Here is a 22,077-nt window from a genome sequence, read left to right as displayed (position 1 = left end):
CTACCGTTCCCCTTGGACGAGAATGAGGCACCGGGCGCGTCAGGACGTCGCACCCGGGGAACCCTTCGGCCTGACGCAAAAAAGGGCGGAGCCGACCGGCCCCGCCCCTTCATCATGCATTGAACGCGTCGCCTAGTTCAGCGGCATCCGCAGGGTGATCCCGCCGACGAAGCTGTCGGCATGCTCGCCGTAACGACCCTTCAGGCCCAGGCCGACCATGGCCGGACCCCAGTCGACTTCAAGGCCCATCTGGGCCAGCAGCTGGCCACCCATCGGGTCCTCAATCGTGCGGTACAGCACCTGCGACGGGCTGCCGGCGATGCCGGTTCCGACCGGATCCGAGCTGTCGTCCAGGCTCTCGCGCCAGCCGCCCTCGACATAGAAGGTGACCCCCTCGATGGCGCTTTCGGCACGCAGGGTGACCTCACCGGTGATGCCTTCGACAGTGCGGTCTTCATAGACGTACTGGGCGGCGACGCCGTTCTCGATATAGCCGCTGACGTCGGTTGAGGCCCAGGTCACGGCCACGCGGGGCGACAGGGCGATACCGCCCATATCGAACCAGGTCCCGCCCTGCACCCGGACACCGCGGCTGTAGCCCTCGGTCTCGCCGGTGTGGACCACCGGGCCGACGCCCGTGCTGCGCAGAATGTCGTCATAGGTGTCGCGCGCCGCGCCCGCCGTGACGTTGGCGAACAGCGGGCCCGAGCGCCAGCCGACGAAGGCGTCGAACGAGAAATTCTCGCTGTCGAACCGGGTCGGTCCGGCAACGGTCTCGGCCTGGCGATAGCTGCCGGCAAAGCCCATGCGCCAGCCGTCGGAGATGCTGTGATCGATGGCCAGGCGGATACCCTGACCCTCGACCTTGGCCGCCGGGGCAAGACCACGCGAGTCGACGTCGGTGGTATCGCCCGTCAGGCTCACATCGACCGTGGTGCGGCCGGGTTCCCAGGCCGCCCAGCCCGACAGGGCTTCCGAGCCCAGGTCCAGCGAGTCCTCGCGCTGGCGCATCGACAGCTCACCCTGATGCGTTGTGGCCGCACCCCGATCGCCGTAATACAGATAGTCATTGGCCAGGCTGGCAATCGCCCGGTGGCCGGCCGCCGTCGGGTGCACCCCGTCCAGATAGAAATAGTCGTCCGGGTTGGAGCACAGCGTCAGCGCCACCTGGTTGAAACAGGGCTGGGTGACATTGGTCACGCCAAACGCCGTCGGGTTGCCGGCGATGGTGTCACCGATCTTGAACAGGTCCATCAGGATGATGTTGGTGCCGGGCCGGTTGGCCGCCACCGTGTTCAGGCCGGTCAGCAGGGCCCCGTTGAAAGTCGTCACGGCATAGTCGGCCAGCGGGGCGGCGGTCGTCCCCCCGAACTGCGGCGTCAGGCTCAGCTTCGGCAGGTTGCTGACCAGGATGGTGCCGGCGCCGGCTGCGGCCACACTGTCGACCAGCAGGTTGATGTCGGCGGCCGCCGACAGCGACACCGGCTGGATGGCGCCGGCCGGATTGATCGAGGCCCCGGCAGCGGGCAGGCCCTGGAAGATGTTGTTGGCGCCGCCCAGAATGCTGACCAGATCATTGGAATCAAACGTCCCGCCGCCGCCCAGATAAGCATTCAGCTGGGTCCGCATACCCGGCGGAAAGCCCGACAGGTCGGTGCGGGCACCGCCAAAGGCATAGTTGATGCTGCCGGCGTTCGAATCTCCGGCCGCGAACCGACCCAGGCTGAAGCCGAGCAGCTCGACGAAAACCGGCCCGGTCGAGAACCGGCCCTGGAAGTAGAAAGGCGCAGGCGGCTGGGTGCCACCGGACAACAGGAACAGGTTGCCGTTGTCGCTCAGGCTGTCGCCGAACACGACCAGACGGTCATAGCTCTGGGCGTTGGCGGCGCCCGCGAGGGCGGCACCCGCAGCAAGGGTCAGGGCCGCAGCGGCGGCGGTGCGCATGAAACGTGACATGATGAGATCCTCCCTCAGTCGTCAGTCGCGACTGTTGGCAACAGTGTGCGCGCGACAGCGACCCCAACGCAAGATGCCGCTGCGTAAGCTTCAGTAAAGAGCGCGAAACCGAAGCGTTCCGGGCACAGTCTTCAGCACGTCCAGCGCACCCGCTTGATAGTCGCGATCCACGTCGGTGATGACATAGCCCGTGCGACCATCGGTCTTCAGATGCTGACCCAGAATGTTCAGCCCGGCTTCGGACAGGGCCAGGTTCAGGGCGGCCAACACACCCGGCTGGTTCTGGTGGATATGCAGCAACCGATGCGTACCCTGCACGTCCGAGAGTTGCGCATTCGGCAGGTTGACACAGAAGGTCGTGTCCCCCCGGTTCAGATAGCCCAGCAGGCGCGAGGCTGCGAATGCCCCGATGGCCTCCTGGGCCTCCTCGGTCGAGCCGCCGACATGCGGGGTCAGGATGACATTGGCCAGACCGCGCAAGGGGCTGTCGAACGGGTCCTGATTGGTCCGGGGCTCCTCGGGAAAGACATCAATGGCCGCGCCGCCCAGTCGTCCGGCCCGAATGACCTCGGCCAGCGCGTCGATATCGACGACATGCCCGCGTGACAGATTGATCAGCACGGCCCCCGGCTTCATCCGCGCCAGTTCGCCCGCCCCTATCAACCGGTGATTCCCCGCGCGCCCGTCAACATGCAGGCTGACCACATCAGCCTCGGCCAGCAGGTCGTCCAGCGTGATCACGGGCCGCGCATTGCCCAGCGCCAGCCGCTCGGACAGGTCATGATAGATGACCCGCATGCCCAGCGCCTCGGCCAGCACCGACAGCTGCGAGCCGATGGCGCCATAGCCGACGATGCCCAGCGTCTTGCCGCGTAGCTCGCGCGAGCCCCGCGCGCTCTTGTTCCACCGGCCCTCATGCATCGCGGCAGACCGGTCGGCCACCCCGCGCATCAGCGTGATGACCAGCCCGATGGCCAGTTCGACCACCGACCGGGTGTTGGAATAGGGGGCGTTGAACACCGCAATGCCCCGGCGGCTGGCGGCCTCCAGATCGATATGATTGGTCCCGATGCAAAAGGCCCCGACCGCCATCAGCCGGTCCGCCGCGTCGATCACCCGCTCACTGACGGCCGTCTTCGACCGCAGCCCCAGCACATGCACGCCCTTCAGCCGTTCGATCAGCGCGTCCTCGTCCAGGGCTCCGGTCTCGCACTCGACCGAATATCCCGCGTCTTCCAGTGCCGCGACCGCCGCCGGGTGCACCGACTCCAGCAACAGCACCTTGATGCGGCTGCGGGGGTAGGACCACCGCCCGATCAGGCCCTCGGCATGCAGGACCTCGTCCAGCGACACGGCGACCGCGTCGGCGGCCTCGACCACGCGCGGGCGGCGCACCACCTCGCAAAAGGCATGGAACCGATCGGCCAGCCCGGCCAGACGCACCTCGGCATCCGTCCAACCGTCACCGATCATCACCACGGTGCCCGACAGGCCCAGCGCCCGGATGGCGGTCACCTTGCCGCCATCGGCGGACAGGGGATTGGCACGGTCCACCCCGGTCACCCGGCCCGTGTCGTCATAGGTCAGGTCATTGGCCAGCACCCGCGCATCCGGCACGCCCAGATGCCTTGCTACCGGTGCGATCACCTCGCGAAAACCGCCGGACACGATCACCACCCGCTCGGCATGGGCGCGCAGCGTCTCGACGTTGCGCGCCACCGACGGCGCCAGTCGCGCCACGGCCTGCTCCGCCAGCGCCAGCACATGGTCGCGGGTCAGCGGCAGCAGGGTCAGTCGACGGGTCAGGGCCTGGTCGAAGCTAAGAACGCCCGACATGGCCTGATCGGTCAGGGCCGCGATCTCGGCGCGGACCGCCCCGGCCTCGGGTGCTCCCTCCAGCGCCAGCTCGGCCAGCGCCTCAAGCGTCTCGAAGCCGACCAGCGTCGAATCGAAGTCGAAAATCAGTGTGGGCGCATCGGACATGGCCCGACCTTGACCCACCTTCGCAGTTGCAGCAACGCCTCAGTCGTCGTTTTGCCGGGCCTTGAGCGCCACTGCGGCCAGAACCCCCAGCAGGGCGACAGTAGCCGCCACGGCCCCGCCCTCCCTGGCGTGGTCCCGGGCATAGCCGCCGGCATCCGAGGCATAGCGCCGGGCGCGACCGCCCGCGTCTTCCAGACCTCGCCGCGCCCGTCCACCATAGCGGTCCAGCTCGGCCTGCAGGGCCTCCAGCCGTTCCTCCACGCCATCGGAGCGGAACCGCGCCAGCCACGGCATGTCGGGCATCGACGGCATCGAGGGCATCGAGGGCATGCGCCAGCGACGCGGATCGGCCTGCGTCTTCCAGCGCTCAAACCGCGTCGGCCCCGACTTCTGGTTCAGCAAGACATAGCCGACGCCGACCGCAACCAGCAGCGCCACCACCGCCCCCGCGATGCCCGGATGCTTGCGCACTTCGGCCAGGGTGCTGAACCGGCGCACCACCGGATAGTGCAACTCATCGGCCAGGCCGTCATTGGTCGGGTCGTACAGGCCGTCGTCCCAGGGGTGATAATCATGGCTCTTGTCGCGCATCATGGACGGAGCAAAGCGCGCAAAGATCGGCTCGGCAAGCCCCGGCAGCGCCGAATAGAAGGACGCGATCAGCCGCCCGCCCCCGCCGACCGTGATCTCGCGGATCGGATGGCTGGCGCAATACAGCACCGTATCGGCCACCACATGGGTGCCATAGACGGGCTGCGGGTTCTGCACCGCCTGCCCCGTCAGATTGCGGGCGTGGCGGTTATAGGGGGTGTCGATCGCCGCCGGCTTGACCAGGCTCAGCGACACCGGCGCCTTCTCTCGCAGCAGCTCGATGCGCAGCGAATTGGTGAAGCCCTTCACCGCATGTTTCGACGCGGCATAGATGCCCTGAAGCGGGATCGGCGCATCCGACAGGATCGAGCCGACATTGACGATGGCCCCGCCGCCCGGCCGCCCGCGCAGATGCTCGACCGCGATCAGCGAGCCGTTGACCACGCCCCAGTAGTTGGTCTCGAACAGGCGTCGCTGGTCCTCCAGCGTGGTCTCGCGGATCGGGCCAAAGATCGACACCCCGGCATTGTTCACCCAGGTGTCGAACCCGCCGAACAGACGCTGGCACTTGTCCGCCGCCTCGGCCAGGGCGTCATAATCCGCGACGTCCGCAACCGCCCATGCCGCGCGCCCCCCCTGGGCCTGGATATCCTCGCACAGGGTCTTCAGATCCTGCTCACCCCGCGCAATCAGGAACACACAGGCCCCGGCCCGCGCCGCCCGCCGCGCCGTCGTCAGCCCGACGCCCGATGTCGCGCCCGTAATGACGATCGCCTGATCCTTGAGGGGTTTCAGCTGGGGCTTTGCAGACATCAGACGCCTTCGTTCACAGTGGGGGCCGACAGAACAACGGCACAGGCCCCTCGCGGTTTCCGGCCATATCATAAGGCAAGGCTTGCAAGGGCTTAAATTGGTCGCCGCCACCCCCTATCTGTGCGCCTTCGCCTTTTACAGGAACGCCCCTTGACCGACGCCTCCCGCCTGCCCGACGACCGGGTTGCCGCCTTCCAGATCGACGGCCAGCCCGTGCGCGGCCGCATCGTCCGCATGGGTCCGGCCATCGACGCCGTGCTGTCGGCCCATGCCTATCCGGCCCCGGTTGCGGAACTGCTGGGCGAAGCCTGCGCGCTCGCCGCCCTGATCGGCTCGGCGCTCAAATTCGACGGGCGACTGATCGTTCAGGCCCAGGGCGACGGCCCGGTGCGCTACGTCGTCTGTGACTATGGCACCGAGGGCACCCTCCGCGGCTACTGCCGCTATGACGAGGGCGAACTGGCCGCCCTCACCGCCGATGACGCCCGCCCCGGCGCCCACCGCCTGCTGGGCAAGGGGGTCTTCGTCATGACCCTCGATCAGGGTCCGGACTTCGACCGCCATCAGGGCATCACCCCGATCGAGGGCGGCAGCCTGGCCCTGTGCGCCGAACACTATTTCGAGCAATCCGAACAGATCCCGACCGAGGTGCGCCTCGCCGTCGGCCACCTGACCGACGAGACGGGCAGCGGCTGGCGCGCCGGCGGCATGATGATCCAGCGACTCGCCGCCGACGCCACCCGGGGCGAGACCGAGGAGTCCTGGACCCGCGCCCGCGCCCTGTTCAACACCATCAGCGCCGACGAACTGATCGACCCCCAGGTCCCGTCCGAGACCCTGCTCTACCGCCTGTTCCACGAGGACGGCGTGCGCCTCGAGGCCGGCCAGTCGCTCGAAGCCCTGTGCCGCTGCTCGCCCGACCGCATCGCCACCGTCCTCGACAGCTTCACCGACGCCGAACGCGCCGAGATGGTCGAGCCCGACGGCAAAATCCGCGTCACCTGCGAATACTGCGCCACCGTCTATGCGCTGGAGGCGGGCACGGAGGTGTAGGCGGAGGCACGCCGTTCCACCTCCTCAACGGCTGCCCCCTGCCGCTGCATCTCGAAGGTCCCGGACCAATTGCCCAGGATGTGCCACCGCCCCCGGATGGTCTGGCCATCGGGGGTCAGCTCGCCGACATATTCGATGGTGACCCGCCCGCCGTCCGGAATTTTGGTGAAGGCCAGCGACAGCCCCGTCCGCTGCCCCTCCAGAACGGCGTGCAGGTCGGCGCCGACCGGGCTCCAGTAATCCCGCTCCGTGGTCTGGCCCGTAAAGTGGCTGCCGTGCTCGTCCAGTATCGCCAGAAAGCTGGTCGGCACGAAGTCGTCCGGGGCGCCGTCCGGGTAGAAAAAGACGCCCGCCCAGCGCCCGCTGAGGTCGAGCCGGTCGGACGGCCCCGACACGCCCTACCCGTCCAGATCCAGCGAATAGCCCGCCGAGCGCACGGTGCGGATCGGGTTGGCGGTGCCTTCGACGCTCAGGGCCTTGCGCAGGCGGCCGACGTGGACATCGACCGTGCGGGCCTCGACATAGACGTCCGAGCCCCAGACCGCGTCGAGCAGCTGTTCGCGGCTGAACACCCGGCCCGGGTGCTGCATGAAGTGGTCCAGCAGGCGGAACTCGGTCGGGCCCAGGTGGATTTCCTTGCCCGCCCGGCGCACCCGGTGGGCGACGCGGTCGATGACGATGTCGCCGTGGTTGATCCGGTCATCCGCCAGACCCGGACGGATGCGGCGCAGGACCGCCCGGATGCGGGCGATCAGCTCGGTCATCGAGAACGGCTTGGTCAGATAGTCGTCGGCGCCGGTGTCGAGGCCGCGCACACGGTCGGTCTCCTCGCCACGTGCCGTCAGCATGATGATCGGCAGGTTGCGGGTCTCGGGCCGTCCACGAATGCGGCGGCAGACCTCGATGCCCGACACCTTGGGCAGCATCCAGTCCAGCAGCACCAGATCGGGCAGGCGCTCGTCGATCTGGACCAGCCCCTCCTCGCCGTCACCGGCCACCACAACGCGATAGCCTTCCTTTTCCAGATTGTACTGAAGCAAGGTCGCCAGCGCGTCCTCGTCTTCCATCACAAGAACATAGGGCTGCACGATTCAGGTCTCCGGTCTCAGGTCTCTTGCGGGCGCAGGGGGTCGTCGGTCGCCATGACGTCTGAGTCCGACGGGGTCGGCGTCCAGCGCGGCCGCTCACCGATCATGTCGCCGCCGGTGATTTCATAGTGGATGGTCTCGGCGATATTGGTCGCGTGGTCGCCGATCCGCTCCAGATTCTTGGCCATGAACAACAGGTGCGTACAGGCCGTGATCGTGCGCGGGTCGCCCATCATATAGGTCAGCAGTTCGCGGAACAGGCTGTTGTAGTGCTCATCGACCTCGTCGTCCGAGGTCCAGACGCCCATCGCCCGATCCACGTCCGAGGCCGTATAGGCATCCAGCACATCGCGCAGCCGGTTCGATACCAGCTTGCCCATCCGTTCGATCGACCGGGTCAGGGGCAGCATGGGCTCGCCGTCGGCCAGGATCAGCGCCCGCTTTGAGATATTGCGCGCCAGGTCGCCCGTGCGTTCCAGATCGACCGCCAGCTTCATCGCCGACAGCGTCTTGCGCAGGTCCGAGGCAACCGGCTGGCGCAGGGCGATCAGGCGGATGGCCTTCTTCTCGATGTCGCTGTGCAGGGTATCGAGGCGGGCATCGCGCTCGACCACCGCCCGGGCCAGCGCCACATCCCGACGCGCCACCGACTCGATGGCGTCGGCAACCTGGGCCTCGGCCAGTCCGCCCATGCGGGCGACGATGGCCGTTAGCTGGTTCAGCTCGTCTCCATACGATTTGACGGTGTGCTGGTTCATTCGGGGTATCCTAGCCGAAACGGCCGGTGATGTAGTCGAGGGTGCGACGTTCGCGTGGATTGGTGAAGATCTCTTCGGTGTCGCCGGTCTCGATCAGCCGCCCCATGTGGAAGAAGGCGGTGCGTTGGCTGACACGCGCAGCCTGGGCCATCGAGTGGGTGACGATCACGATGCAATAGCGTTCGCGCAGCTCGTCGATCAGCTCCTCGATCTTGGCCGTGGCGATCGGGTCCAGCGCCGAGCAGGGCTCGTCCATCAGGATCACTTCGGGATTGACCGCAATCGCGCGGGCGATGACCAGACGTTGCTGCTGACCGCCCGACAGGCCGGTGCCTGGCGAATGCAGGCGGTCGGCGACCTCTTCCCACAGACCGGCGCGGCGCAGCGATTCCTCGACCACCTCGGCCAGCTCAGCCTTGGAGCGGGTCAGGCCATGGATGCGCGGACCATAGGCGACATTCTCGAAGATCGACTTCGGAAAGGGGTTGGGCTTCTGGAACACCATCCCGACCCGGGCGCGCAGCAGCACCGGGTCCAGCGAGCGGGCATTGATGTCCTCGCCGTCCATGTCGATCCGGCCCGTCACCTTGGCCCCGGCGATGGTGTCATTCATCCGGTTCATGGTGCGCAGGAAGGTCGACTTGCCGCAGCCCGACGGCCCGATCAGCGACGTCACCGTCTTGTCCGGAATGTCCAGGCTGATGTCGAACAGCGCCTGCTTTTCCCCATAGAAGACCGACACGTCGCGCGCGGAGATCTTGGTCGGGCCGACTGGAGCCGCCCCCTTGGGATCGGTCGCGGCCTGGGCGGCGGCGGCCAGTTCGGCAGGCACCTCGGCGGCAGGCGCGGATGCGCCGCCTTCCAGTCCGTCCTGCGAGCGATAGATCATCTGTTTCATGCGTTTACCACCGGCGCTCGAAATGACGCCGCAGCAGGATGGCGGCAGCGTTCATCACGATCATGAAGGCCAGGAGAACCATGATGGCCGCGGCGGTCCGTTCGTGGAACGAGCGCTCCGAGGCATTCTCCCAGATGTAGATAAGGGACGGCAGGGCACCGGTCGGCTCGGTGATCGAGCTGGCGATACCCGGGATAAAGCTGACCATGCCGATCAGCAGCAGGGGCGCGGTCTCGCCCAGCGCATGGGCCAGCGAAATGATCGCCCCGGTCATCACCCCGGGCAGGGCCAGCGGCAGCACATGCTGGAACACCGTCTGGGTGCGGCTGGCGCCCATGGCCAGCGCCGCCTCGCGGATCGACGGCGGCACTGCTTTCAGCGACGAGCGCGTGGCGATGATGATGGTCGGCAGGGCCATAAGCGCCAGCACCAGACCGCCGACCAGCGGCGACGAGCGCGGCAGGTGCATCCAGTTGATGAACAGCGCCAGACCCAGCAGGCCGTAAACGATCGACGGCACGGCGGCCAGATTGTTGATGTTCACCTCGATCAGGGCGCTCAGCCGGTTTCGCGGCGCGAACTCCTCCAGATAGACCGCCGCCGCCACGCCGATCGGCAGGGCGAGGAAGGCCGTGACCATAAGCATCAGGGCCGAGCCGATTACCGCGCCCAGCACGCCGGCCAGCTCAGGCTCGGTCGAATCACCGCTGGTGAACAGCCGGCTGTTGAAGTGGGCGCGGACGTTGCCATCGTCTTCCAGCTGGTCCAGCCAGCCGATCTGCTGGTTCGTCAGCCGCCGCTGCTCAGGGGGGGTGTCGATCGAGATTTCGTCCTTGAAATACAGGTCCGCCTCATCCGACACCGGCACGTCAAACGTCACCGTCTGACCGATCAGCGAGGGGTCTTCCGCCACCCGCCGGGCGATCTCGAACTTCAGCTCCGACGAGAACAGGCCGCGCATTTCGGCAGCCAGCGGTCCGGCTGCATCGCCCTCCAGTCCTCGCGACGCCAGCTGCTGCTGAGCCACCATCTGCTCGAAATTGGTGCCCTGCGGATAGGCGGGGTCGATCTCCGCCGGGTTCAGATAGACCGGCACCGAGACGTCATGGGCATAGAAGGCCGTATGCCCCTGATCGATAATCCGGCCCAGCAGCAGCGCCAGAAACGCCACGGCCACGGCAATGGCCAGAATCCCATACAGGCGGAACCGGGCCTCGCGGGCATAGCGCCGCTTCAGCCCGCCCCTCAGCCGGTCCAGACGGGTCGCCGTCATCGCGTCGCGGGTCTCAGTCATACTGCTGCCGATACGTCTGCACGATGCGCTGGGCCACGATGTTCAGCGCCAGGGTGACCAGGAACAGGGTCAGGCCCAGGCCAAAGGCCGCCAGCGTCTTGGTCGAGTTGAACTCCTGGTCGCCGGTCAGCAGGGTCACGATCTGCACCGTCACCGTGGTCACCGTATCCAGAGGATTGAGCGTCAGGCGCGCGGCAAGGCCCGCCGCCATGGTCACGATCATGGTCTCGCCGATGGCCCGCGACATGGCCAGCAGCAGGGCCCCGGCCACACCCGGCAGGGCGGCGGGCATCAGCACCCGCTTGACCGTCTCGGACTTGGTGGCCCCCATGGCATAGGACCCGTCCCGCAGCGACTGCGGCACGGCGTTCAGGATGTCATCGGACAGCGACGACACGAACGGGATCAGCATGATCCCCATAACCGCGCCGGCCACCAGCGCCATCTGGTTCTGGACCAGCATCAGATACTGGCCAAGGCCATCCAGTGGTCCACCGATCAGCCAGCTTCCGATGGTGTTGAAGAACTCGCGGAAGGCCGGGCCCACCGTCAGCGCAGCAAAGAAGCCGTAGACCACGGTCGGCACACCGGCCAGAATCTCCAGCACCGGCTTGATGATCGCCCGGCTGGCCGGTCCGGCGTATTCGGACAGATAGATGGCCGCGAACAGGCCGACGGGCGCGGCCACGGCCATAGCAATCAGCATGATCAGGAAGGTGCCCGCGAACAGCGGCAGGGCTCCGAATGCACCGGTCGATCCGACCTGGTCTGCACGGATGGCGGTCTGCGGGCTCCACTGGGTGCCGAACAGGAACTCGGGCAACGGCACCGCTGAGAAGAAGCGCGTCGCATCGATCAGCAGCGAGGCGATGATGCCGATGGTCGTCAGCACCGCAATCGCCGAACAGACCAGCAGCAGGCCGACGATCCAGCCCTCCACCCGGTTACGCGCCCTGAAATCCGGCCGGATCCGCATGAAGGCGATAATGCCCCCCATCAGCGCGACCAGGATGGCACCGACCGCTCCGGCCCAGTCCAGCGTCATCTCGATCCGGTCGGAACGCGCACCCTCGCTCGCCAGATGCTGCGCCAGCTCCGGCTCCCAGATCGCCTGGGCCGGCTGTCCCTCCGCGACCCGCGCGGCATCGGCGACAAAGGCATTCTTGCGGAAGGGCTCGAGGGTGGACACCGCCTCGGGCTGGCCGGTCTGGACCAGTTGCTGGGTGATCGGCCCCGACAGCAGCGACAGGGCCACCAGAACGAATACCGCCGGCGCCGCCACCCAGATCAGGGTATAGGCGCCATGCTGCGCAGGGCGCGAATGGGGGCGCTCCCGACCGGTCAGCAGGGCAGCACGGCGCGTGGCCCGCCGCTGGCCCAGCACAAAGGCCGCCGCTGCCAGCACGATCACAATCAGAAGGACGGTCAGGGTCATCAAGGTCCGCGATACGGGGAATCAGACCGCAATCCTGCAGTCATCAAAAGTGCGCGGACCCTGCCCGTGATTGGTCAGCGGATTACGACGGGTCCATGACAGTTCGGTTACACCGTCAGGGGTTCTGTCACAGCGCGGCGTTTCGATAGCGGAAAGAAGGCGGTAAAGGCCGCCCCCTCGCCCGGCAGACTTTCGACCAGCAGGCCTCCGCGGTGCCGGTTGACGATGTGTTTGACGATCGCCAGCCCCAGTCCGGTCCCCGGACGGTCCCCCCCGCTCTTCTGGCCTTCGACGCGATAGAATCGTTCTGTCAGGCGCGGCAGATGCTCCCGCGACAGGCCCGGCCCGTGGTCGCGCACTGTCACAGCAGCATAGGTCAGACCATCATCCCGGTCCGGCGTCAGCAGCGGCAGGCGCGCCGCGCCCGGCATCCGAGCGGCCGCCGCAGCAGCCGGGGTCAGCCCGCTGCGAATCTCGACCTCGATCCGGCCGTCGCGCGGCGAATATTTGATGGCATTGTCGATCAGGTTCTGGATCACCTGGACGATCTCGTCCCGCTCCCCCTTGATCCGCACCGCCTCGTCCGGTGAATCCACGACAATCTGCACCCCGTGGTCGCGCGTCAGCACGCTCAGCGCATCGACCACATCGGCGGTGGCCCGGCTCAGGTCCAGATGCCCCGACGGCGGCACATGTTCATTCAGCTCGATGCGGCTCAGCGACAACAGGTCGGCGACCAGACGCGTCATCCGCTCGGCCTGCGCCGCCATGATGTCGAGGAACCGGTCCCGCGCCGCCGAGTCCTCGCGCGCATGCCCCTTCAGCGTCTCGATAAAGCCGGACAGCGAGGCCAGTGGCGTCCGCAGTTCGTGGCTGGCATTGGCCAGGAAATCGACGCGCATCAACTCCATCCGCCGCACATCGGTCTCGTCGCGCAGCATCACCAGCGCCAGGGTCTGCGTGTCCGACCCCGGCAGTTGACGGGTCACCGCTCGCCAATGACGGGCCTGCACGCCGCCTGAATCGAAGTCGGTCTCGCGGCTGACGCCCCCGAACAGGGCCTCATCGACCGCCTCCAGCAGGCCGGGATCACGAAGGGCCGACACCAGGATCGCCCCCTCACGCGGAATACGCAGCAGGTCCCGCGCCGCCCGGTTGGCCAGCAGGATACGTCGACCGGCCATGTCGTCTGGCTCGCCGCCGCGCACGACCATCATGGGATCGGTGACCGTCTCGAACACCTCTTCCAGCAGGGCGGCCTGCCCCTCGGCGCGGGTGTCCGGACGGCTGTCGGCCACGGGTGCCGTTTCGGGCTGCCCGGGCACAGGCCGCTGGCGTGCCACCATCCAGGTGCTGATCGCCACCAACAGCGCCCCGGCAAGGAGGGGCGGCGCGTGTTCCGGATCATAGACCGCCAGCGCCAGCAGGATCAGGACGGCCAGCCCCCCTGATGCCCCTGCCGTCCACAACCGCGACCCGGGCGAAGGGACGACAGGAGAAGGATTCGAGGCGTCGGGCATGTCCTGTGATGCGCGTGAACTGTGAAATCCGCAAGACAGGCCCGAACCCCCGCCAATCAAGGCCAGGGTACGGAATCTTCACCTGTGTCCGCTAGCGTAGGGGGCAAACATGGGGATACCGCCTTCGTGAATGCCGTCCTGCTCTGTCTGACAACCCAGCACAACTGGCTGATGGTGGCGCTGGCCGCTGCGGTCTGTTTCGGGGGTCTGGTGACCGCCCTGTCGCTGTTCGACCGCGCGCGAAACTCCGGCGGACGTCTGCGTCTCGCCCTCGGTCTGGCGGCAGCCATGACCGGGGGACTCACCGCCTGGACCACCCACTTTACCGGCATGCTTGGCTATGACCCCGGCCTCGAGCTCCGCTACGACCTGGGCCTGACGGCAGCATCTTTCGGTATCGCCCTGATCGCCAGCGTCGGCACCACCCTGATCGGACTTCTGGGCCGGACTGTTCTGGCGCGGATGGTGGCGGGTATGTTCGGTATCGCCGGTGTCACGGCCATGCACTTTGTCGGCATGTCCGCCGTCCGGCTTCAGGGCTTTGTCAGCTGGGATCCGGCCGTGGTTGTGGCTGCTGTCGTCATCGGCACCCTGTTTGCCGCCGCCGCAGGCTGGGTTCATGCCCGGGGCGGCTGGAAAGGCATCCTCGGCGCCGCCCTGCTCGCCACCCTGGCGATCGCCTCCCTGCATTTCACGGCCATGGGCGCTGTCACGATCAACGCAAGTCCTGCGATCGCCCTTGACCCCTCAGCCTTCTCAGGCACCTTCGTGCTGACCGTGATCGCTGCAGCCATGGGCGTTCTGGGTCTGGCGGCCGCCGCGTCGATCGGCCTGACCTACTGGTCGCGGACCAGCGCCATCCGCCAGCTGCGCGAGGCCATCGACGCCATGCCCGATGGCCTGGGCTTCTACGATACCGAGGACAGGCTGGTGCTGTGGAACGCGCGCTATTCCGAGGTCAATCCCGAGCTCGCCACGCGGCTTGAGCGCGGCATGACCTTCCGCCAGATTCTCGAGATCGGCATCTCCGAGAACCTGTACCAGGAGGCTGTGGGCCGGGAGCAGGAATGGATCGATGAACGGATCGAAGCGCGTCGGGCCCTGTCGGTCACCCTTGAGCAGCGCATCGCCGGCGGACGCTGGTTGCGCGTGCAGGACCGGATGACGGCCGCAGGCGGCATCGTCACCGTGGTCAACGATATCACCGATCTCAAGCGCGATGCCGAAGCCCTGGCCGAGGCCCGCGACGCCGCCGAGGCCGCCAACGCCGCCAAGAGCCAGTTCCTGGCCAATATGAGCCACGAGATTCGCACGCCCCTGAACGGCGTGATCGGCGTCGCCCAGGCCCTGTCCCATACCGACCTCAGCGAAGACCAGCGCGACATGCTCAAGCTGATCGACGCCTCCGGTCGGACCCTGCAAATCCTGCTCAGCGACATCCTCGACCTCGCCCGCGTTGAATCCGGTCGCCTGCAGCTGAACGCCGAGGCAATGGATCTGCACCAGGCCGTCGAGGAAGCGGCACAGCTTTATGCCGAGACCGCCCGCGAGAAAGGCCTGCAATATATGGTCGAGATCGCCGAGGACTGTCCGCGCTGGATCGAAGGCGACATCGTCCGTCTGAAGCAGGTGCTGACCAATCTGGTCTCCAATGCCGTCAAATTCACCACCGAAGGCATGGTCCAATTGACCGTCGGCGTGGACCGCGACGCGACCGGCCGCGAGACGCTCCGTCTGGCCGTCGCGGACAGCGGCATCGGCTTTGACGCGGCCACACGCGACCGCCTGTTCAGCCGGTTCGAGCAGGCCGATGGCGGTATCACGCGGCAGTTCGGCGGATCTGGCCTCGGTCTCGCCATCTGCCGCCAGCTGGCGGAAATGATGGACGGCACCCTGGACTGCGAAAGCGAGCCCGGCGGCGGATCGTGCTTCACCCTCATGGTTCCATTGAAACGCTCTGCCACACCAGCAGCCGCAATGCCCGAGGCACCCGCCCCGGAAGGTCGCGCCGGACTCAGCGTTCTGGTCGCCGATGACCACCCGACCAACCGCAAGGTCGTCGAACTGATCCTGTCCCAGATCGACGCCCGTATGGTGCTGGTCGAGAACGGCCAACAGGCGCTCGACGCCTGTAGCGACGATCAGTTCGACATCATCCTGATGGACATGCAGATGCCGGTCATGGACGGCCTGACCGCGACCCGCGAAATCCGCGCCCTCGAGGCCCGCGAAGGCCGCCCGCGCACGCCGGTGGTCATGCTGACCGCCAATGCCCTGGCCGAACATGTGGCAGCCGCCCGGGCCGCCGGCGCCGACCTCCATCTGGCCAAGCCCTTCGACGCCGCCGAATTGATCGAAACCGTCCTGCAACTGCCCGACCAGCTCCGCCAGGCGGCCTGACCTACCCCTCGCGCGGCTCCAGCGCCCGCCAGCCGATGTCGGACCTGTAAAACCCGCCTGGCCAGTCGATCTTGCGCACGGCAGCATAGGCCCGCTCGCGCGCCTCGGCGATGTCGGCCCCGCGCGCGCAGACGTTCAGCACCCGCCCGCCCGACGCGACCAGACTGCCGTCTTCCCGCCGCCTGGTTCCAGCGTGGAACACCTGCACATGCGGGCCAAAGTCCTGATCGGCGCCGCGGATCACCGATCCGGTCAGCGGACTGTCCGGATAGCCCTTGGCCGCCATCACCACACTGATGACCACCCCGTCGTGGAACTCGGGCTCAGCCACGCGGCTCACATCCCCCCGCGCGCAGGCCAGCAGCAGCGGCACCACATCGCCCTTCAGCCGCATCATCAGCACCTGGCATTCCGGGTCGCCGAAGCGGGCGTTGAACTCGACGACGCGCGGCCCCTCGGCAGTGGCCATCAGCCCCACATACAGCACCCCGCGATAGGGATTTCCCTCCGCCGCCATGCCCGCCATGGTCGGCTTGACGATCCGGCTTTCGACCGCCTCGACCAGTTCAGGCGTGAACACCGGCGCCGGCGAATAGGCGCCCATGCCCCCGGTGTTCGGCCCCATATCTCCGTCAAAGGCGCGCTTGTGGTCCTGGGCTCCGCCGAACAAGCGCGCGGTCCTGCCGTCGCACAGGGCGAACAGCGAACCCTCCTCGCCCTCCATGAACTCCTCGATGACCACCCGGGCCCCGGCGCTTCCGAACCGGCCGCCCAGCATGCGCTCGATCTCGGCCTCGGCATCCTTGCGGTCCGGGCTGATCGCCACGCCCTTGCCCGCCGCCAGACCGTCGGCCTTGATCACATAGGGCGGCCTGAACACCTTCAGCGCCTCGCGCGCATCCTTCAGGGTCTCATAGACCCCGTAACCCGCCGTCGGAATGTCGTGGCGCTCCAGAAACTCCTTGGCAAAGGCCTTGGATGTCTCCAGCCGCGCGGCCCTTGCGGTCGGCCCGAAACAGGGGATGCCCACCGCATCCAGCCGGTCGGCCAGCCCGGCCTCCAGCGCCATCTCCGGCCCCACGACCACCAGATCGGCCTTGATCTCGCGCGCCAGCGCCGCCAGCGACTCGGCATCATCGGCCTTCACGTCCGCGCGCATCTCGCCCAGCTTCGCCATGCCCGGATTGCCCGGCGCCACCACCAGCCGGCGGCACAGGGGAGATTTGGCGATTTTCCAGGCCAGCGCATGCTCGCGCCCACCCGATCCGACGAGGAGGATATTCATGCCCGCGACATGACCGCCCGCGCCCGCCCGGTCAAGCGGGGCGTTGCCTGCAACCGTCCCGGGGGTCTAAGCCTGAACGCCCATGACCGACGATTCCTACGCCTTCGAAGGACCCGCCGCGGTCGCCCCTCCCCCCGGCGACAACAATCCGCCTGTCTCGATCTCCGAGCTGGCCTTCGCCCTCAAGCGCACGCTCGAGGACCGGTTCGGCCATGTCCGGCTGCGCGGCGAGATTTCCAAGGTCAATCGCCACGCCTCGGGCCACGTCTATCTGACGCTCAAGGACGACAAGGCCTCACTGGACGGTGTGGTGTGGAAGGGGCAGGTGCGCGGCCTGTCGATCCAGCCCGAGACCGGGCTTGAGGTCATCGTCACCGGCAAGATCACCAGCTATCCGGCGCGCTCCAGCTATCAGATCGTCATCGATAGCATGGAGGCCGCCGGCGCCGGCGCCCTGCTGGCCCAGCTGGAACGGCTGAAGGCGAAACTCCGCGACGAGGGCCTGTTCGAGCCGGGCCGCAAGGTCGCCCTGCCCGGCTACCCCCACGTCATCGGCGTCATCACCAGCCCGACCGGGGCGGTGATCCGAGACATCCTGCACCGGATCCGCGAGCGCTGGCCCTGCCATGTTCTGGTCTGGCCCGTGGTCGTCCAGGGCGAGGTCGCCGCCCGTCAGGTGGCCGCCGCCATCCGCGGGTTCGAGGCCCTGACGCCCGGCGGCCCCGTCCCCCGCCCCGATGTGCTGGTCGTGGCGCGTGGCGGCGGCTCGGTCGAGGACCTGTGGCCCTTCAACGATGAGGACCTGGCCCGCGCCATCGCGGCCTGCTCCATCCCGCTGGTCTCGGCCGTGGGCCATGAGACCGACACCACTCTGATCGACTTCGTCTCCGACCGGCGTGCGCCGACCCCGACGGGCGCGGCCGAGATCCTCACCCCCGTTCGGGCCGAGCTGGTCGCCACGCTCGCTGACCTTGAGCGCCGCCGCCTGCAGGGCGCCGCCCGCCTGATCGAGGATCGCCGCACCCGTCTGCGCGCCACCGCCCGGGGCCTGCCGAAACGGCCCGAGGACCTGCTGGGTCTGGCCCGTCAGCGGCTGGACCATGCCTCCAGCCGGCTCGGCTCGGCGCTGGGCCGCAATGTCGCCGTCCACCAGCACCGGCTGGCCGTGCTTCAGGGGCGTCTGGGCCGGGGCCTGCTGGATCGGGGGCTGGAGCGCCGCGCGACCCGGCTGGCCACCCTGTCCGAAAAGCTGTCCGTCCCGCCCCGCGCCCTCGACCGGGGCACCCAGTCGCTGATCACCCTGTCGCGGGCGCTGAACAGCCTCAACCCGCGCACGCCCAAGCCCGGCTTTGCACGGGTCGAGGCCGGGGACGGCCAGTGGCTGACCGCCGCCGGCCAGATCGCGCCGGGACAGGCGCTCGGCCTGGTCTTCGCCGACGGGCAGGTCGATGTTCGCGCCGAAGGCGGTACGGCCCCGGAACCCGCTCCCCCTCCCCCACCGGCCCAGAAAACGCGCCGTGTTGCGCCGCCGCCACCCGATCAGGGCGACCTGTTCTGACCGCTTCCGTAATTTCCGGCGCACGCTAGACTGGCGCCATGGACGTGAGGGGCGACAGGACCGGCCAGAGCCGGGTGGATGGGCAGGAAGCGCGGCTGCGCTATGCCGACGGCGATTTCGTCATCATGACCAGCGGGTCCTTTGTGCGCTGCGCCGTCAGCGGCCGCCCCATCCCGCTTCCGGCCCTGCGCTACTGGAGCGTCGCCCGTCAGGAAGCCTATTACGGCCCCGAAGAAGCCGTCCAGAACCTGGCCCCGCCGAAATGACGCTCGATCGCCGCGCCCTCCTCTCCGGCCTGGCGGTCTCCGGCATGATGGCCTCGGGCGCCCGGGCCCAGGACGACCCGTTCAACCTTCAGGGCCGGCCCGTTCAGGGCGGGCATCTGATCGGCCGCACCTGGCCCCGCGCCCTCGTCTTTCTGGACGGCGAGGCCCTGACCACCGCCTCGGCCGACGGCTGGTTCATCGTCGGCTTTGACCGCGACGCCCCACTCAGCCACCGGATCACCGCCCGCTCGGGCAGCCGCGAGCAGAGCACCGAAGTCACGCTCGCGCAGGGCCAGTTCCCCAGCCACAGCATCAGCGGCCTGCCGCCCTCCACTGTTGCGCCCCAGGACCCGGCCCTTCTGGCCCGCATTCGTGAACAGGCCGCCGTGAAGGCCGAGGCCTATGCCAGCCGCCTCGACGCCGACTATTTCCGCGAAGGCTTTTCCGCGCCGCTTGAGACCATGCGGGTCACCAGCGCCTGGGGCAGCCAGCGGATTCTCAACGGCACCCCGGCCCAGCCCCATTACGGCGTCGACCTCGGCGCCCCGACCGGCGCCCCCATCACCGCTCCCGCCGCCGGCCTTGTCACCCTGGCCGAGAGCGACTTCCACTATGAAGGCGGCCTGATCTTTATCGACCACGGTCAGGGATTGATCACCGCCTATCTGCACCAGTCCCGGGTCGAGGTCTCGGTCGGCCAGACCGTCTATCGTGGCCAGTTGATCGGCCGGGTCGGCGCGCGTGGCCGGGCGACCGGACCCCACCTGTGCTGGCGGATGAAATGGCGGGATCGCAACCTCGATCCCTCCCTGCTGCTGCGGGTCTGACGCAGAACACCGGGTTTCTCCCCTTGGACCCGGACCGCATTCATGACTAGGATGTAACAAATCAACGCCCCCGCGCGGGCCCAGCCTTCCTGTGTCTTCATGTCGTCCCTTCAGTCGATTCACATCCTCCTCGTGGACGACAACCAGCACATGCGTGCGATCACCTCGGCCATCCTTCAGTCTGCGGGCATCCGCAAGATTCGCGAGGTCGCGGACGGCTCGGCCGCGCTCGATGCCCTGCGCACCGATGTGTTCGACCTCGCCATCGTTGACTTCAACATGTTCCCGCTGGACGGCGTCGAGTTTACGCGCCTGGTCCGCAACAGCCCCGACAGCACCAACCCCTATCTGCCCATCATCATGATGACCGGCCACTCGGAAAAGAGCCGCGTAGTCGAGGCGCGTGACGCCGGCGTCACCGAGTTTGTGGTCAAGCCGATCACCGCCAAGGCGATTCTCGAGCGGATGAATGCGGTCATCTACAAACCGCGCCCGTTCGTGAAGACCGACGGCTATTTCGGCCCCGACCGCCGCCGGTCCGCCTCCAAGATCTTCAAGGGCCCCTACCGCCGCTCGACCGATGCGGGCCGGGACTCCAGCGACGCATAGACCCGGTCGGGCCAGCGTTTGTGCACCCAGAACCAGTCGACCGGGCTCTCGCGCACCCGCTCTTCGATAAAGCTCGTGATCGCCTGTACCCCGCGCGCGATATCCGCCTGCCGGTCGCCGGTCCGTTCCAGTTCGATGGGCTCATAGACCGTCACCCTGAACCGCACGCCCGGCAGCCTGACCGTCGACATCGGCTGCAGCACGGTTCCGAAACGCAGCGCCAGCCGGCTCGGCCCCGGGGCCGCATTGACCGGCTGGCCAAAGAAGGTCACCTCCGGCCCCTCCGAAAACTTCTGGTCGTTCATCAGGGCGACCGACTCGCCGCGCGCCATACCGGCCAGCAGTTCGCGCGCGCCATCCCCCCCCTTGGGCGCGAACAGTTTCACGCCATAGCGCGCCCGCGCCGCGATGATCTGGGCATCGACATAGGGGTTGTTGGCCGCGCGATAGGTGATCTGGCACGGCACCCCCGAGCCGGTGATGGTCGCCGCAAGCGTCTCGATATTGGCGAAATGGCCGCCCGCGAAGACCACCGGCTTGCCGCTGTCCCGAATGGCATGCAGCCGCTCCAGCCCGACGACCTCAATCCGGTTTTGCCTGACAAGCAGATCCATGACCGCCGTCTCGGCAAAGGCCCGTCCGGTCTGTTCCCACTGAGCCATCGCCAGCGCCTCGCGCTCGGCCTCCGGCATATCGGGAAAGGCGATCCGCAGATTGCGCATCACCGTCTTCTGCGTGCCCGTCTTCGGTCCCAGCGTCCGGAGCAGCCAGCCACCCAGCGCCGAGGCCCGCTCGACCCCCAGCATCCGCATCAGGCCGATAAAGGCGGCAAACCCCGCCGCCTCCACCCGCCAGATCAGGTCCTGGCGAAAGCTGACAGACTTTTCAGTCTCACCAGGCAATGGTGATCCCACCGTCCACCACCAGGGTCTGGCCGGTCATATAGGTCGAGGCCGGCGCGGCCAGATAGACGGCGGCCCCGGCGATCTCGTCCGGCTGGCCGATCCGGCGCAGCGGGGCCGGGTCGGTCGCCACCTTCAGGATCTCGGGGTTCTCCCACAGATACCGGGCAAAGTCGGTCTTGATCAGGCCCGGCGCGATACAGTTGACCCGCACATTGGACGGCCCCCATTCGACCGCCAGATTGCGCGCCAGCTGCATGTCAGCGGCCTTGGACACATTATAGGCCCCGATCAGGGCATTGCCGCGCAGGCCGCCGATCGACGAGACGATGATCACCGAGCCGTCCTTGCGCTCCAGCATGCCCGGCGCGACCATCTGGACCAGCCAGTGGTTCGAGACCACATTGTTCTGCAGGATCTTGTCGAACTGCTCGTCCGAAATGCCCGCCATCGGCCCGGCATAGGGGTTGGACGCAGCATTGCAGACCAGGATGTCGATCTTGCCCCAGGTGCCGATCGTCGTATCGACCAGCCGCTGCAGGTCTTCCTTCGAGGCGATGTTGCACGGCACGGCGATCGCCCGTCCCTCGCCGAAGCGTTCATTGATCTCGGCGGCCACCTCATCGCAGGGTCCGGCCTTGCGCGACGAGATGACGACATGGGCGCCATGCTCGGCCATCCGCTCGGCGATGGCCTTGCCGATCCCCCGCGACGAGCCCGTAATCACCGCCACCTTGCCGGTCAGGTCAAACAGTTCCATGTGCGCGTCACTCCTCAGGTTATCGCTGTCCACCGATTCTTTCTGAATAACCCTAGCCGCAGCGGGCCGATAGCCCGATAC

The 22,077-nt window shown here is 67.6% G+C and carries 19 protein-coding genes and 1 pseudogene; 6 read left to right on the top strand and 14 right to left on the bottom strand.

All coding sequences use genetic code 11. The annotated features are described in order from the left end of the window. Nucleotides 1-132: 132 nt before the first annotated feature. From B4K74_RS05880 to B4K74_RS05870, 4 genes and pseudogenes are all read right to left on the bottom strand, one after another. Nucleotides 133-1,956, bottom strand: a complete 1,824-nt coding sequence (locus B4K74_RS05880) for an autotransporter domain-containing protein (protein ID WP_286692160.1) — start codon at nt 1,954-1,956, stop codon at nt 133-135. Between the two features lie 90 nt (nt 1,957-2,046). Then, nucleotides 2,047-3,273, bottom strand: coding sequence for a phosphoglycerate dehydrogenase (gene serA, locus B4K74_RS13455; RefSeq protein WP_339784579.1), 1,227 nt, complete (start codon nt 3,271-3,273; stop codon nt 2,047-2,049). 135 nt (nt 3,274-3,408) lie between these two features. Next, nucleotides 3,409-3,939: pseudogene (locus B4K74_RS13450) on the bottom strand (HAD-IB family phosphatase); the annotation flags it as partial. 39 nt (nt 3,940-3,978) lie between these two features. Then, nucleotides 3,979-5,343 (bottom strand): SDR family oxidoreductase, encoded by a 1,365-nt coding sequence (locus B4K74_RS05870; protein WP_286692158.1) that lies wholly within the window; start codon nt 5,341-5,343, stop codon nt 3,979-3,981. A 150-nt stretch (nt 5,344-5,493) separates the two neighbouring features. Here B4K74_RS05870 and B4K74_RS05865 point away from each other — a divergent pair, with 150 nt between their 5' ends. Beyond that, entirely contained in the window at nt 5,494-6,396 is a 903-nt protein-coding gene (locus B4K74_RS05865) for an Hsp33 family molecular chaperone (protein WP_286692157.1), read from the top strand. On the opposite strand, the gene B4K74_RS05860 is transcribed toward B4K74_RS05865, so the two are convergent. From B4K74_RS05860 to B4K74_RS05830, 7 genes are all read right to left on the bottom strand, one after another. Then, nucleotides 6,366-6,791, bottom strand: a complete 426-nt coding sequence (locus B4K74_RS05860) for a hypothetical protein (protein ID WP_286692156.1) — start codon at nt 6,789-6,791, stop codon at nt 6,366-6,368. The genes B4K74_RS05865 and B4K74_RS05860 overlap by 31 nt on opposite strands. A 3-nt stretch (nt 6,792-6,794) precedes the next feature. Then, nucleotides 6,795-7,484, bottom strand: a complete 690-nt coding sequence (gene phoB / locus B4K74_RS05855; RefSeq protein ID WP_123288353.1) for a phosphate regulon transcriptional regulator PhoB — start codon at nt 7,482-7,484, stop codon at nt 6,795-6,797. Nucleotides 7,485-7,501: 17 nt separating this feature from the next. Further along, complete coding sequence (gene phoU, locus B4K74_RS05850; protein WP_286692155.1) at nt 7,502-8,242, bottom strand: phosphate signaling complex protein PhoU; 741 nt, start codon at nt 8,240-8,242, stop codon at nt 7,502-7,504. 10 nt (nt 8,243-8,252) lie between these two features. After that, the gene (gene pstB / locus B4K74_RS05845; RefSeq protein ID WP_286692154.1) at nt 8,253-9,140 is read right to left on the bottom strand and encodes a phosphate ABC transporter ATP-binding protein PstB; all 888 of its coding nucleotides are present in this window, start codon (nt 9,138-9,140) and stop codon (nt 8,253-8,255) included. Between the two features lie 4 nt (nt 9,141-9,144). Beyond that, on the bottom strand, nt 9,145-10,434 hold the full coding sequence (pstA, locus tag B4K74_RS05840) for a phosphate ABC transporter permease PstA (RefSeq protein ID WP_286692153.1): 1,290 nt from the start codon (nt 10,432-10,434) through the stop codon (nt 9,145-9,147). Continuing rightward, a complete protein-coding gene (gene pstC, locus B4K74_RS05835) occupies nt 10,427-11,869 on the bottom strand; it encodes a phosphate ABC transporter permease subunit PstC (RefSeq protein WP_286692152.1) in 1,443 nt (480 codons plus the stop codon). Before pstC ends, pstA begins: the two co-directional genes overlap by 8 nt. A 107-nt stretch (nt 11,870-11,976) precedes the next feature. Next, nucleotides 11,977-13,389 carry a sensor histidine kinase gene (locus tag B4K74_RS05830; RefSeq protein ID WP_286692151.1) on the bottom strand — a complete coding sequence of 471 codons (1,413 nt, stop codon included), beginning with the start codon at nt 13,387-13,389 and terminating at the stop codon, nt 11,977-11,979. Nucleotides 13,390-13,515: 126 nt separating this feature from the next. Here B4K74_RS05830 and B4K74_RS05825 point away from each other — a divergent pair, with 126 nt between their 5' ends. Beyond that, entirely contained in the window at nt 13,516-15,789 is a 2,274-nt protein-coding gene (locus tag B4K74_RS05825) for an ATP-binding protein (RefSeq protein WP_286692150.1), read from the top strand. A 1-nt stretch (nt 15,790) separates the two neighbouring features. Here the strand turns inward: B4K74_RS05825 and purD are convergent, their stop codons facing one another. Beyond that, entirely contained in the window at nt 15,791-17,074 is a 1,284-nt protein-coding gene (gene purD / locus B4K74_RS05820; RefSeq protein ID WP_286692149.1) for a phosphoribosylamine--glycine ligase, read from the bottom strand. Nucleotides 17,075-17,156: 82 nt separating this feature from the next. On the opposite strand from purD, the gene xseA reads away from it, so the two are divergent. The 4 genes from xseA (at nt 17,157) to B4K74_RS05800 (ending at nt 20,334) form a co-directional block, all read left to right on the top strand. Beyond that, nucleotides 17,157-18,632 (top strand): exodeoxyribonuclease VII large subunit, encoded by a 1,476-nt coding sequence (gene xseA / locus B4K74_RS05815; RefSeq protein ID WP_286692148.1) that lies wholly within the window; start codon nt 17,157-17,159, stop codon nt 18,630-18,632. A gap of 38 nt (nt 18,633-18,670) precedes the next feature. After that, nucleotides 18,671-18,898, top strand: a complete 228-nt coding sequence (locus B4K74_RS05810) for a DUF2093 domain-containing protein (RefSeq protein WP_286692147.1) — start codon at nt 18,671-18,673, stop codon at nt 18,896-18,898. After that, nucleotides 18,895-19,725 (top strand): M23 family metallopeptidase, encoded by an 831-nt coding sequence (locus B4K74_RS05805; protein WP_286692146.1) that lies wholly within the window; start codon nt 18,895-18,897, stop codon nt 19,723-19,725. The genes B4K74_RS05810 and B4K74_RS05805 overlap by 4 nt, the downstream gene beginning before the upstream one ends. A 99-nt stretch (nt 19,726-19,824) precedes the next feature. Beyond that, entirely contained in the window at nt 19,825-20,334 is a 510-nt protein-coding gene (locus B4K74_RS05800) for a response regulator (RefSeq protein WP_123287490.1), read from the top strand. Here B4K74_RS05800 and B4K74_RS05795 read toward each other — a convergent pair. Both B4K74_RS05795 and B4K74_RS05790 read right to left on the bottom strand, forming a co-directional pair. After that, nucleotides 20,289-21,236, bottom strand: coding sequence for a lysophospholipid acyltransferase family protein (locus B4K74_RS05795; RefSeq protein WP_286692145.1), 948 nt, complete (start codon nt 21,234-21,236; stop codon nt 20,289-20,291). The two genes, B4K74_RS05800 and B4K74_RS05795, sit on opposite strands and share 46 nt — an antisense overlap. Beyond that, complete coding sequence (locus B4K74_RS05790; protein WP_286692144.1) at nt 21,226-21,996, bottom strand: SDR family NAD(P)-dependent oxidoreductase; 771 nt, start codon at nt 21,994-21,996, stop codon at nt 21,226-21,228. Before B4K74_RS05790 ends, B4K74_RS05795 begins: the two co-directional genes overlap by 11 nt. Nucleotides 21,997-22,077: the final 81 nt, after the last annotated feature.

This window comes from Brevundimonas sp. UBA2503 (assembly GCF_002341485.1).
Lineage (GTDB): Bacteria > Pseudomonadota > Alphaproteobacteria > Caulobacterales > Caulobacteraceae > Brevundimonas > Brevundimonas halotolerans.
This window is presented reverse-complemented; position numbering and strand designations above follow the sequence as displayed.